At 38.5% G+C, this 13,601-nt stretch carries 12 protein-coding genes and 2 pseudogenes; 13 read left to right on the top strand and 1 reads right to left on the bottom strand.

The window, feature by feature from the left end; genetic code table 11:
* Positions 1-351 precede the first annotated feature (351 nt).
* Positions 352-858, top strand: coding sequence for a CBS domain-containing protein (locus Q0Y52_RS19065; protein ID WP_297824111.1), 507 nt, complete (start codon positions 352-354; stop codon positions 856-858).
* A gap of 464 nt (positions 859-1,322) precedes the next feature.
* Here Q0Y52_RS19065 and Q0Y52_RS19060 read toward each other — a convergent pair whose 3' ends face one another.
* Positions 1,323-1,589 carry a DUF4404 family protein gene (locus Q0Y52_RS19060; protein WP_297824110.1) on the bottom strand — a complete coding sequence of 89 codons (267 nt, stop codon included), beginning with the start codon at positions 1,587-1,589 and terminating at the stop codon, positions 1,323-1,325.
* A gap of 589 nt (positions 1,590-2,178) precedes the next feature.
* On the opposite strand from Q0Y52_RS19060, the gene Q0Y52_RS19055 reads away from it, so the two are divergent.
* From Q0Y52_RS19055 to Q0Y52_RS19000, 12 genes and pseudogenes are all read left to right on the top strand, one after another.
* Positions 2,179-2,340, top strand: coding sequence for a hypothetical protein (locus Q0Y52_RS19055; protein ID WP_297824109.1), 162 nt, complete (start codon positions 2,179-2,181; stop codon positions 2,338-2,340).
* Positions 2,341-2,383: 43 nt separating this feature from the next.
* A pseudogene (locus tag Q0Y52_RS19050) lies at positions 2,384-4,206 on the top strand (class I SAM-dependent methyltransferase).
* Positions 4,207-4,264: 58 nt separating this feature from the next.
* Positions 4,265-4,537 carry a hypothetical protein gene (locus Q0Y52_RS19045; protein ID WP_297824108.1) on the top strand — a complete coding sequence of 91 codons (273 nt, stop codon included), beginning with the start codon at positions 4,265-4,267 and terminating at the stop codon, positions 4,535-4,537.
* A 427-nt stretch (positions 4,538-4,964) separates the two neighbouring features.
* Complete coding sequence (locus Q0Y52_RS19040) at positions 4,965-5,126, top strand: hypothetical protein (protein WP_297824107.1); 162 nt, start codon at positions 4,965-4,967, stop codon at positions 5,124-5,126.
* A 227-nt stretch (positions 5,127-5,353) separates the two neighbouring features.
* Positions 5,354-5,683 (top strand): hypothetical protein, encoded by a 330-nt coding sequence (locus Q0Y52_RS19035; protein WP_297824106.1) that lies wholly within the window; start codon positions 5,354-5,356, stop codon positions 5,681-5,683.
* Complete coding sequence (locus Q0Y52_RS19030) at positions 5,680-6,072, top strand: ATP-binding protein (protein WP_297824105.1); 393 nt, start codon at positions 5,680-5,682, stop codon at positions 6,070-6,072. The genes Q0Y52_RS19035 and Q0Y52_RS19030 overlap by 4 nt, the downstream gene beginning before the upstream one ends.
* 74 nt (positions 6,073-6,146) lie before the next feature.
* Complete coding sequence (locus tag Q0Y52_RS19025; protein ID WP_297824104.1) at positions 6,147-6,491, top strand: hypothetical protein; 345 nt, start codon at positions 6,147-6,149, stop codon at positions 6,489-6,491.
* A 56-nt stretch (positions 6,492-6,547) separates the two neighbouring features.
* Positions 6,548-7,057 (top strand): hypothetical protein, encoded by a 510-nt coding sequence (locus Q0Y52_RS19020; protein WP_297824103.1) that lies wholly within the window; start codon positions 6,548-6,550, stop codon positions 7,055-7,057.
* Positions 7,050-9,860, top strand: coding sequence for a Z1 domain-containing protein (locus Q0Y52_RS19015; RefSeq protein ID WP_297824102.1), 2,811 nt, complete (start codon positions 7,050-7,052; stop codon positions 9,858-9,860). Before Q0Y52_RS19020 ends, Q0Y52_RS19015 begins: the two co-directional genes overlap by 8 nt.
* A gap of 150 nt (positions 9,861-10,010) precedes the next feature.
* Positions 10,011-11,135: pseudogene (locus Q0Y52_RS19010) on the top strand (IS3 family transposase).
* 44 nt (positions 11,136-11,179) lie between these two features.
* Positions 11,180-12,046: a PD-(D/E)XK motif protein gene (locus tag Q0Y52_RS19005; protein ID WP_297824101.1), complete on the top strand. Its 867-nt coding sequence runs from the start codon at positions 11,180-11,182 to the stop codon at positions 12,044-12,046.
* Between the two features lie 101 nt (positions 12,047-12,147).
* Positions 12,148-13,601, top strand: a 1,454-nt coding sequence (locus Q0Y52_RS19000; RefSeq protein ID WP_297824100.1) for an AIPR family protein, incomplete at its 3' end; no start/stop codon positions are given.

Raw genomic sequence — 13,601 nt, 5'->3', positions numbered from 1 at the left:
TCACAAACTTGCCTCGATAAACGCAATAAAAGCAGCACTGGATGTGTGCATTGCCTTCGCCACGCACTTTATTTTAAGATGTTGACGTCCAATGGCCACACACCGAAGCACAGCTTGGTGCCGGTATGTTGCTGCTAGGCATTGCCGCTGGCTGCACATAATCATCGCTCACTCCCTTTTACGGGGCATTTTTTCCACAAATTCACTAAAACTATTGATGTAAATCAAAGGTTATCTCACACAAATTCCTACACTGTAGCCTTATCAAGCGGATGACCGTGTTAAGTCTGACATAGTTTGACATAGTCTGCCAACAGTACATTTTAACACTGAAACGGGAGTGCCTGAGTCATGAATATTAACGAAATTATGAGTATCGATGTCAAAACCTGTATGCCGAGCTCAAACCTACAAGACGTCGCCGCATTAATGTGGAGTAACGATTGCGGCGCCATTCCCGTTGTCAATGAGCTAAATGTCCCCCAGGGTATTGTCACCGATCGGGATATAGCCATGGCGGCCATGTTAAACCAAAAACCCTTGTGGGACTTAACCGCAGCTGAAATCATACAAGAGCAAAACCTCTGTAGTTGCCAGCAAAATAACTCTTTGCAGGAATGTTTAAACATGATGAAAGAAGAGGGCGTGCGCAGGGTGTTAGTCACCAATGCCGATGACACGCTAGCGGGCATTGTGTCTATAGGCGATGTAGTGGCCTTTACTGGCAACTCTAACAGCAGAGGCAAAAAACAGACCGCTCAAATCAAACACGAACCGGTATTGAGTATGTTAAAGCACGTCAGCGCCCACCATATGCAGCCACAACAACCTATTGCGCAGATGGAAAAAGACAGTTAATTCGTAATTTTACCAGTGAATTAAACCAGTGAATTAAACCAGTTAATTAAACCAGTAAATTAGTGAAACAGTGAAATAGTGAGTGAAGCCGTCAGTAAAAATTTTGACTTTTCGTCATACGCCCTACACGCGCCTTGACTGGGCGCCAAGCTTGAAGGGGGATGACAGCTTGTTATGCGTCAAAAAAGCAGCACGTTTGTGCTGCTTTTTTATGACTTGAAAGGGGACTGACATTCCTGACATTCCTGACATAGTGGATATTATCTATGATGATGTTAAAAGCTATCAGCCACCTAACCCGACTCATTCACTTACCCCACTTAACTCACTTACCCCACTTAACTCACTTACCCCACTTACCCCACTTAAAACACCTAACCCATTTAAAACACCTAAGCCCATTTAAGCCATCTAAACCACCTAAGCCAACTAAGCCCATCTAAACTAAATGAACCAGCATAACCCTATACCCCCATATTACTCAGAGTCAGCATGATATTATTAAGAATGCCGGCCACCCTAGGGTGATCTTGCTCAAAAGTGGTGATCATATTCTCAACCTGGTCAACCAAGGTTTGCGCATCGCCTGTGACCTGTAAGGGTGTATTCAGCTGCAGCTCTATCTCAGCAATCAACCTTGTTAGTCTGCTTTTATCATCATCTGGCGCATCTAAGTCACCAATAGCGTGATTTAACTGCTCTAAATACTCTGTAAGTTGCTGGCGTTGCATATCCATTTCCTTTGCGCTGTAGTGGCTTAAGCATAGCAGTCATGAACACTTAACCATTAACCGGGGTCAATAAAAAAACAATAAAAAAACAATAAAAAACAATGAATCAATAAAAAAACAATAAAACAATGAAATTATCAATTTTGGATTTAATTGCGCATTAATTTCATTATTTTACACCTCTATTTTACACCTCTCGCTGCTTGGATAACTGCAGACTAGCCTTGGCTACCGGTTGAGGCTGAACACCTTGCCCCGCAGACACATTAATAGGCGGCAGTGGTGCACAATAAACACCCTAAGTGAGTGTTCTTTAGACAAAAAAATAAACTAAAAGAGTGTTTACTTATTGCATTTTTATTAAATTCGAGTAATTTAAATGCTTGATAAGTATTAACTTACTTTTTAAGCAGCAGGTAAGGAAACACAAGATGTTAGTCCATGGACTATAACCTGCTTAAGTCAGCCGCGCCACCGCGGCGAGCCAAAAAATCATTCCCATTATTGGTCACTGCCAGTGCACCGAGCGCTATGCTGGTGGCCTTGTGCTGTGTCTTGCCAGAAGCATTTTGACGGTCAATTTATCTTTATGTGGAACGCGTTTGGCGCTGCTATGCGTAATGCTTTTGAATGTTTGAATAAAAGTGGTGCTGCCACCTTTTCCCAGTCTGTGACCAAAATCTGTGATGCAGACCAAAACGAAGGCCTGACTAAGGGGGGTAGGGGACGATTATCTTTGCAGGACCAGTAACACGGGGTGCGTGTTAATGGTTTTTGATAATAGGATGATGTAATTGGCCACCCAGTATTATAACGACAATGCGAGTGAATTAGCGCAGCAATACCTGTCAAAAACATTTGAAGAGGTACATCAAAGCTGGTCTCAATTTTTGCCCGCCATTATTGACAACCCCAACGCTCGAATATTAGATTTAGGGGCCGGCGCGGGTCGCGATGCTAAACACTTAGCGCAATTAGCCGAAAAACAGCATAGTGCAAGCAATCAAATACAGGTTATTGCCGTGGAGCCAGCAAGTCTACTGGCGCAATTAGGTCAATTACAAACCCGTCATCTTAAGGTTACATGGCTTGAAGATTCACTACCCGCATTGAGCCGCGTTACCAAGCAAGAAATTAGTTTTGATTTAATCCTGCTTAGCGCCGTATGGATGCATATTCCCCCAAGTGATCGCGCCCGTTCAATACGTAAATTGGCCAATTTACTGAAACCCGGCGGTAAGCTGGTTATTTCATTACGCCATGGGCAAAACGAAGCAGAATTTACCCAGCGTAAAATGCACCTTGTTTGTGCTGACGAATTAAAACAACTCGCCACTGATGTTGGGCTATTCACCAAACTAGAAACCCCGAAAGAAGCAGACACATTAGGTCGAAATTATGTCACTTGGCAAACGCTTGTATTGCAGATGCCTGATGATGGTACGGGGGCTTTCCCCTTTATTCGCCATGTTGCAATCAATGATGATAAAGCGGCAACCCATAAGCTAGCCTTGTTAAGAGTGTTGCTTCGTATTGCAGATGGTCACCCTGGGGCTGTATTACGACGAGAATCATCTGCTTTAGGTGGTAAAAATGGCGACCGCGTTATTTTACCTGCGGGATTAGTGGCACTTTATTGGTGTCATCAATATAAAGACTTGGTCGATACGCATCAGTTATACCAAACACCCAATAAAAATCCCAACATGGGTTTTATGAAGCCTAATGGCTGGCATAAGTTAACGCATCGCACGGCTTCAGATTACCGTATTGGTAATTTATTAACAGGTGATGATGCTATAGCGCTATATAAAACCATTTCAGACGCTGTTACCAATATTAAAAGCATGCCTTGTCGTTATATTACCTTCCCTAATAAAAACGCAAATAGCGATGCAAGCGTATTTGAAGTGGCCAGCAAAACGGTGAAAGCCAAAGACAGTATTTTCTTGGACTTACACACCTTAGAGCAATGGGGCGAGTTCTCACTGCCCGAATCAATTTGGTTGGCGTTTAATCGTTATGCCTGTTGGATTGAGCCAGTACTGGTAAGTGAATGGGTAAAAACCATGGCGAGCTATGCTGGTAATGCTAAATATTCATCACCTGAAAAACAACATCACCTACATCAAGCCTTAAATTGGCTAGAGCCTAAGCGAACCACAACCGAAGTACGCCATCGTTTTGAACAATTAAAGCAGCAATCTCCCGACATAGCGCAATGTGTGTGGTCGGCCAAATCATTAGATAAACAATACGCCATTGATCACAGTTTGCCTTTTGCTCGTTGGCCTAATAATGATCTATGGAATTTATTGCCAACTGACAGCAAAATTAACAACCAAAAAGTGATCGATTGCCAACAGAGTACAAGCTAAAAGCGGCAAAAGAGAGAATTCAACATTGGTGGCAAGTGGCTTGGTTAGAGCAATATCTGCCTTCAGATCCAGCGCCTGCAGCTTCTCTAATAATAAGCCAAAGTCAGCGCTTTTTTGCTGAAGCAAATATTGCATTACCGGGACTGAGTTCAGATAACACATCCATAGATGACTTGTTTGAAGCATTGGTGATGCAACGTGGGCGCTTGAAAGAGATGCAACAGTTGCGGGAGTGGTGAGTGTTTGGTTTGGCTGTTACTTCACTTAAAGAGTGAAAACTTAATTGATAAGGTAAAAATGAGAGTGGGAATGGTAAGGGATCATACAAATGTACGTTACAGGATCATCGAGTTACTCAGCTATTGGGAAGGGCTGGTCAACACCACACAACTCATGCAGCACTTTTCTGTCAGCCGCACACAGGCGCAAAAGTACTTCAAATCCTATCAGGCAGACTATCCCGACAACCTTATCTATGACAACAGCCTCAAGGGGTTTAGGCCCAGTGGAGACGTTCACCTCACACTGCATAAGCAGGAATGTGGACGAATATTTAGACTGGTTAAATAATAATGCAGTGAGCTCGCTGCACCAATGCACCATAGGCGCTTTCACCAATGCGACATTGAGTCTGCCGGTGCGGCAAGTATTGCCGGAGGTGATGCGCGGCATCATTAGTGCCATAAAGCATCAAAAACGACTAGGAGGTTGACTATGTCTCGCTGGCCAATCCCAAGCGGCGAAGGCCGCATTATTCAGCCCCACATACCTTCGTCAAAACAGGTTTGCGCTGGCACTTGCGGGCCTTTGACGAAAAGCATCAACAGTTTAGGGATTTTGTACTCAGCCGGTTTCGTGGGCAACCCGAAATACTAGATAGCGCCACACATAACGCCGCGCTGGACATAGCTTGGAACAGCACCATTGAGATGGTTTTTAGCACCTGACAGCAGACTCACAACCGCGCAGACAAACCGTGATTGAGCAGGACTATCAAATGCAAGATGGCAAACTGGTGACCAAGACACGGGCAGCGCTGGCGCAATATCTGCTGCAAGACATGCAAGTCAATATCAAATTTCATGACGCCATCCCAGAAGCCCAGCAACTAACACTGGTTAACCTTAACGACATAAAACAGTGGTTGTTTAATGCTTAGTCGTGGGTTTATTCGACAAAACATGGCCAGTTTGTTTACTGGTTTTATTTCAGGGATTGAGTACGAATCAAACAAGGTTACATTCTGTATATCTAACCTTGTTTTTGGGTATGGCACATTTGGATAAAATGCATTGATTAGGTCACCCTGGTTATAGGTGGAGCAAAAATTTAGTTAACGGAAATATTTAGACAAACACTTACTCATAGTTACGATTAAGGGGATATATGGAAGACAAGATAATAGACTTTGCAATAAAAGTAGCTGCTTGCGTTTGTGGCAAAGATGGTGTTATTTCGCAATCGGAAGAACAAGCGATCTTGACTACTATCACTTTGGGTTATCCAAATTATTCATTAAAAAGATTTAACCAAGTTCTAGACGATTTTTTTGATGAAACTCTTGAACTAGAAGATTATTTAGAGCAACTTTCCGGCACAAATTTAAAACAATTCACTATAAACCTCTGCGAGTTTAGTGCGAGTGCTGACGGATTAGATATAAAGGAGAACATAGCACTTCATAAAGTAAAACTAATTTTAGGTGAAGAGTTATGAGCCGCTTCGCCGATGCATCACCAGACCCAAAATCACACATTAAAACCTTAATGAGGATCGGGTATACGATGCCCTCTGCTGTTTCTGATATTTTAGATAACTCAATAACAGCCAACGCCAAAAATATTGAAATCTATTCTCTACCCGGTTTACAAGAATCTAATATATCAATTGTAGATGATGGCGATGGAATGTCTCCTGACGAATTAATTCATAATATGAAAATAGGGTGTAAAGATCCTGGTGATGAAAGGAATCGAGGTGATTTAGGTAGATTTGGTTCAGGCCTGAAAACAGCTAGTTTTTCCCAAGCAAGAAAATTGACCGTTATTTCTAAAAAAGAAGGGGGAGCCAATTTGTGCCGCCGTTTGGGACATCGCTCGCGTTGAAGATGAGAATGCTTGGTGTCTAGAAATTCTCGATGAACATGAAATAAAAGCACACCCACTACTACTACTTCTAAATGGCCAGAACAGAGTGCGGAACTCAGGTGGTTTGGGAGAAATTAAGCTGTCTTAATAAGACCAATCACTCATTAGATGATGAAACAATTATGGCTTCTAACCTAAGTGATTTGGGAGATTACATTTCGTTGCATTTCCATAAATTTATGGATGGTAAAAATAAAATAAATTTCTCTATTAATAATAGTCAACTTCAAGGTATTGACCCTTTCATGACTAGATCACCGGGATATCAAGAAGGGCGATCAGAAAAGTTAAGGTGCAAAGGGGGCTATATTGAAATCAATACGCATGTATTACCTCACTTTAAAAGAATGGAAGCTCAACCCACTCGAAACGATTAGGCGGTGCCAACGGTATTGTTCAAAACCAAGGGCTTTATATATACAGAGAAAATAGATTGATTAATGCTGGTGGCTGGCTAGGTTTGGCAAAAACAAGTCAATTGGGAGCATTAGCCAGGGTTGAGGTTAACGTGCCATCATCCCTAGACCAAGAGTGGGCAACCGATGTTAAAAAGGCAAGTTTACAACTACCTCCAAGAATTAAAAAAGAACTACGAAAGTTTCTATCAGATCCAATAAAAAGATCTAAGCGGGTCTATACGTATCGTGGAAAACAAGACCAGGCTAATAAGTATTGGGATATTCAAGAGAATGAAAATGACAAAACTATTAGTTATCAAATATCGCCAGAAAATGATTTCCTAACAGACATTTGTAGAGTCATACCAAAAGAGCAGAAATCCCAATTAATTAAATATTTAGGACAGCTAGCTGAAAACTTACCGTTAAATCATATTTATCAAAAAATGTCTGAATCACCTAGAGATATAGATCAAGAAAATGTAACGGATGCTTTATTAGAAGCGATTATGAGTAGAGTTTTTGAGGAAGAAGTTAATGAATAAAAAAATATTTGAACAACTAATCTTATCTATTTCTGAAAGGCTTAAAATAAATCGCGATACAGGTATAAGCATTAATCCAAAATTTGTGCGAAAAATAGTAACTCGAACAATATCTGATTTAAAAGAAGATGCACCAAATCTTGATATTTCTGAGTCAGATAAAGAAGCGTTAATTTTTAATATATCTAATGTATTTAGCGTTAAAGTTGACGAAGAGTTGATTGTTCTGGCAGATCCTACAATACAGACTTGGTTAGATTCGTATAGAGAAGGCATTAAATGGGATCATTGGAATGCCTATGAAAAAATGCTTAAAAAGCAAGCTCGTTCAGAAGAAACTATTAAGGCAAATGAAGAAGTTATCGATGCAATTTTAGATTATTCTGGTAACCCTAAAAGTAAGGAGCGTTCTTGGGCAAGAAAAGGTCTTGTAATGGGTAATGTTCAATCTGGAAAAACACAAAATTATATTGGCCTTATAAATAAGGCAATAGATGCAGGCTACAAAACTATTATTCTACTTGGTGGACATCTGAATGACCTGCGAAAACAAACTCAAGAAAGAGTTGATGAAGGCGTTTTAGGGCGGGAATCAAAGCACTTACTTGAATTTAAAAAAGGTAAATCTGTACCAATAGGCGTGGGTGAATTTGGAATTAACAATGTAAATTCCGGGACGACTACAACGGGGGACTTTACGAAACCTTTTGCTGACAAATTAGGCTTTAGTCTGAATGGTTCTGATCCAGTTATTTTTACAATAAAGAAACACGCTGGAATGATGAAACGACTCTGTGAATGGATTAGTGAACATCATTATTTGGATGTAGAGAATAACGTTAAATTAGACAATCCATTATTACTTATCGATGATGAAGCAGACTACGCTACTGTTAACACTAAACACCATAAAGATGAGATAACAAGTACTAATGAAGGTATAAGAAAATTGCTATCTCTTTTCAATAAAAGTTCTTATATTGGATACACTGCCACTCCCTTTGCAAACATATTCATAGATCCTGATGAAAATTCTTATTCAAATGAAGATGACCTGTTCCCTAAAGATTTTATGGTCAAGATTCCAACACCTAACAATTATTTAGGACAAAACTTTTATTTTGACGGTTCATCAAAGGCTATAGTTTCGTTAGAAGAAAATAACTCGCTTTATGAGCTAAAAAAAGTTGATGAAATACATTCTATCCCTGAAAGTTTAAAAAAAGCTATTAGAGGCTTTGTTTTGGTCTGTTCAATAAGGGCACTTAGAGGCGATTCAACTGCCCATAACTCAATGTTAGTAAATGTATCACACCTTAAAATTCATCAAAATAAACTTGAGTATTATATTAAAGAGTATTTCGATGAGCTCAAAAAAGCATTTTCTTCATATTCAGGCTTAGGTGTAATAGGAGTTAGGTCTAACCAAACTTTAAAAGATTTGGAAGATACTTTTTATAACTTATTCAATGTTGAAGAAAAATACGCTGATGTTTTCTGCGCTATTACTGACTCATTTAATAAAATAAAAGTTTGGGCAATTAATCAATCTAATGGCTCTAATGAAAAAGTGTTGGATTATTCCAGATATAGAGATGTTGGACTAAATGTGATAGTTATTGGTGGCCATAAACTGTCTCGAGGCCTGACTTTAGAAGGTCTATCGATATCATATTTCACTAGAAACTCAAAAGCATACGACACCTTAATGCAAATGTGTCGCTGGTTTGGTTATAGGCCAAAATATGATGATCTTTGTAAATTATTCATATCTGATGAATCTGAATATTGGTATTCATTCATTGCTGAAGCAATTGATGAACTTTATTTTGAATTAGGAATTATGAGAGATAGAGGACTAACACCAAAAGATTTTGGACTAAAAGTTAGAGAACATCCCGGTGCTATGATCATCACAGCAAAAAATAAAATGGGCGCGTCTATCTCTGAGACAAGGTCTCAAGATTTATGGGGTCAAATATTAAGACGGTTTAGATTTAAAAACGATAAAGACTCAAATGAGTCTAACCTTAAATATGCAGAAAAATTTATTCAAAAGTTATCAGCAAATTCTATAACTAAAACTGATAAAGATGCTCCGTACACTCCCATTATTATGTCTGAAGTAGACTACCAAGATGTCATTGAATTTATTAAAAAAATAGATTTACCTGAAGATGATATTGGTAATAAAGCTCTTATTCATCAATTGACGGCAATGATGAAAGATACTTCAATCCCTAAGTTTAAAGTGGCTCTTTTCAATCAAAAAACAATAGGCAAAACTAATTGGGAAGAAGACTTATCGGAAGAGTCTGAAAAATCATTCTTGAAAAATTCGTACCCTTACTCTTTTGCAGGTCATGACATTAACATGCCAAAGAGATTGTTAAATTCAAACGGAAAAATTTTTAGTAAGCCGAGTATAAATTTAGGTAACAGTGATGATGAAAAAATATTTCTATCTGAAAAATCAAGGGAAATAATAAAGAATAAGAAACCAAAAGCTGTCAGTTATGACTATATAGGAGCACCGGATAGAGCTTATCCTACTTTAATTATTTATTTATTCGCTGTGGCAATTAGAAAAAAACAAAACACTAAAACTATTGAAGAGAAATATACGCTAGGTCATGGTCTATCTCCAACCTTAGGGTTTACTATTGCTCTACCGCGCCCAGAACACCTAAAAGGTAAAACTCCAGCTGAACTTAAAGATTTAATTAAAGAAACAAAATATAGCTATAAGCTCAATAAAATTGCTCAACGTCTAAATATAGTTGAGGAGTATAATGATGAGTGAATACAATGAATTTTTTGATGATAACCCATGGAAAAGTATCGAAAAACCAATGTATCCTAGCGGGTATAGACTCTTTTTGAATGATGAGTGATCTTCCCCTAAATTTGTAGACATTTTTTACTTAGAAAGCGAAGTAAGGTAAAAAGTGTTATGAATAAAAAATATCCTGATGAATTTAAGCAAGAAGCCGTTCGACAAGTGTTGGAAAAAGGCTTCTCGGTACCCAGTGTTGCTAAGCGCTTAGGTATTTCCGATAAATCTTTGTATTACTGGGTCAGTAAAGCGAAAAAACCGCCCCAACAATCTGCTGAGAATGAGGAAATACGGAAGCTCAAAGCTGATTTGAAGCGCGTCACAGAAGAAAGAAACATCCTAAAGGAAGCCGCCGTGTACTTTGCAAGCGAGTCAAAGAAAAGTACACGTTCATAAAATCACGGCTCCAAATCTATCGCGTAAGCACCATGTGCAGAGTGCTGAACGTTCACCGCAGCGGTTTTTACGCGTGGTTAAAAGAACCGCAGTCTAAGGCCGAAAAAGACAACATACGATTGCTTGAGCAGATTAAAGCCAGTTATGTGCAAAGTGGTGGAGTTTACGGCAGTCCACGTATCACGCATGAATTGCGACGTTCAGGTGAAGCTTGTGGTGAAAACCGCGTAGCGAAGTTAATGAAACAAGCTAAATTGAGAGGCCAATATTGGCTACAAGCGGCGGTACTTTAAATCAGCTATACCATCGGTCATTGCTGATAATCACCTCCAACAGCAGTTTGTTGTATGTGAGCCTGATGAAGCGTGGGTTTCGGACATCACCTATATAAAAACGTACGAAGGTTGGCTCTACTTAGCCGTGGTGGTGGACTTGTTTTCTCGAAAAGTGATTGGCTGGTCGATGCAATCAACGATGACGTCTGACATTGTCATAAAAGCGATGATAATGGCTATTTGGAGACGACCTAAAGCAACAGGTGTTGTAGTGCATACTGATCAGGGTAGTCAATACGCTAGCGGTGATTACAGGGACTTCTTAACTGCACATAATATGCAACCTAGTATGAGTCGTCGCGGTCATTGTTTAGATAATGCTGTTGCGGAAAGCTTTTTCCATTCACTTAAAACCGAGAGAGTGAAGCGAAAAGTGTACGCAACACGAAGTGATGCAAGAGCAGATTTGTTTGATTATATAGAAATGTTCTATAATCCAACACGACTGCACAGCCACCTTGGTTATGTGTCCCCCGATGAATATGAAAACACATATTCAAAGGCAAGCTGAATGTCTACTAAACTGGGGGAAGATCAGAGCGGTTTTGGGTTTCTATGAATGATGAAGGACAAATACTATTTTTTATTCATGATAGTTACTCTGGTAATCTTCAACCCCCAGAAAGCTTAGCTGGGGTGAAGTTAGAATTAATAAAGTATGCAAACGATTCTAGAAGATTAGTGTGTACGTTAACTTCTAACGATTTAGAATTACAAAGTAAATTTTCTATAGTTACGAAAGATATTGCTTATAAATGTTCAGGGCTTACTGGCAATTCGTTATTTAATAAAGTTATAGAGCTTATTCAATCATGGGCAAATTTTTTAAAACCCCAACGAACAGGCCTATCCGAAGCTGAATACATTGGTTTTTGGGGAGAGCTCTATGCATTATCTGAACTGTTTTTAGAGCAACATACCCCTTCAGATACGTTGAGTTTTTGGGTAGGACCAGAAGGTAAAAAACAAGACTTCACCCTTAATAAATTAGCGGTCGAAGTCAAAACTACTTTTTCTAGTGAAGCGAGAAAAATAACAATTAGCTCATTAGAACAATTAGACAAAATTACGGAACACCTATATATCCTTCACATTGTTGCAAACCCATCGGATTCTAGGAATGGGTATTCACTTAAAGATCTATATGACTTATGCCTAAATAAAATTAGCAAAGATCTTCCATCTGAACTCCTTTTTTTACAAAAAGTTACCGATCTATATGGAAAAGCTAGTGAAAAACAGCTGAACAGTAACTGCACATTAATTTCATTAGCGTGTTACGAAATTACAGATTCATTTCCGTGTTTAAAACGAGAGGATGTTCCCAGCTCTATCTCTAACCTGAAGTACGATTTAATTGTTTCAGAGATTCGAAAATACGAAAGTAAAATAGCTATTGAAGAGGTAATTAAAAATGGATGATCTTTTAGAGATATAAGAATGAGCTGTATAGTATTTCGAATATTGATGCTGATAAAAATGAAATCTTTCCAGAAGAAAGTTTTTTCGAACATGTCAGTGACATGCTATCTGATGCTGGAATTTTAGATGACGTACAATATTGCCCATATAGAAACAGAATTAAGGGCATGAGATTAGATGGTTATAGCTGGAATGCACTTGAGAAAACTATTTGTGGAATTATTGTTAATTTCACAAATGAACAGGACCATATTGATACACTAACAAATACACATATCAAAGAAATAAGTAAAAAAGTAACAAAATTCTTTCAAGGTAGTGTAGATAAAAATTTCATAGATAATCTTGAAGTTACAGATCCTGGCAGAATGGCTGCCGATGAACTCAGCCATTATCTTGAGGATGCAATCAAGATTCGAGTAGTAATATTTACTGATCAGCAATTAAGCACGCGTGTTAAGAAGCTATCAATAGATGAAATATTAGAGAAAGATACTTCGATTGAAATTTGGGATATAGAGAGATTAAAAGAATTATCACAATCTGGTAGTGAATCTGAAGAGTTTACAGTAGATATTAAAGCGTTAGGTGGTGAGTTAAGGGTTTTACCTGCTAACAACTTAGAAAATGGAGTAAGTACCTATTTAGGGATTATGCCCGCGACGTTATTAAGTAATATCTATGATGAATTTGGTCAACGTTTGTTAGAAAGTAATGTTAGAACCTTCCTAGATTTTAGAGCTGGAACAAACAAAGGAATGCGGAAATCGTTATTAACTGAACCAGAACGCTTTTTTGCCTATAACAACGGGCTAACTGTGACAGCTACTTCGATAAAAACAGAAATAGTCGATGGACAAATCGTTGTATCAGAATTGGAAAATATGCAAATAGTTAATGGTGGTCAAACTACGGCTTCGATATATTTTTCACCACGGGATAAAGGAAAGTTAAAAGGAGAAGATAGAGACTATTTATACAGTGAAATAGACTTGTCTAAAGTATTTGTCCAAATGAAATTGACGGTCGTAGAAGAAAAAGAAACAGCTGATATCTTAAAAAGTAATATTGCAACATTTGCCAACTCTCAAAACTCTATCCAGCAATCTGATTTGGTATCTAATCATCCTTTTCATACTAATATTGAAACTCGATCTAGAAAACAATTAATGCCGGCAGGTGAAGCAGGTTTTCCAACAAAATGGTTTTATGAGAGAGCTAGAGGACAGTATTCAACCCAATTACGGGCAATGAGCACAAGTAGGCAAAATAAATTTATTGCCGAATACCCTAAGAATCAAGTTTTTACAAAAACTGATATGGCCAAATATGAAAATACTTGGCGAATGAAACCACAAGACGTTAAAAGAGGTGCACAAGCTAATTTAAAATTACTAGGTCAATTAATTCTTAAAGAATTTGAAAAAAATGAGGATGAATTTGGCGCTGTATTTTTTAATGATTTGGTTGCAAAAATGATTTTGTTTAGAGCTACTGATTATGCTATTCCTCGTTCAGCCTGGTATAAGGCTGAAAAAGGATTTAAGGCTGAAGT

Source organism: uncultured Paraglaciecola sp. (genome assembly GCF_943787955.1).
Lineage (GTDB): Bacteria > Pseudomonadota > Gammaproteobacteria > Enterobacterales > Alteromonadaceae > Paraglaciecola.
Note: the sequence above shows the minus strand (reverse complement) of the source record. Positions and strands in the feature narration are given on the sequence as shown.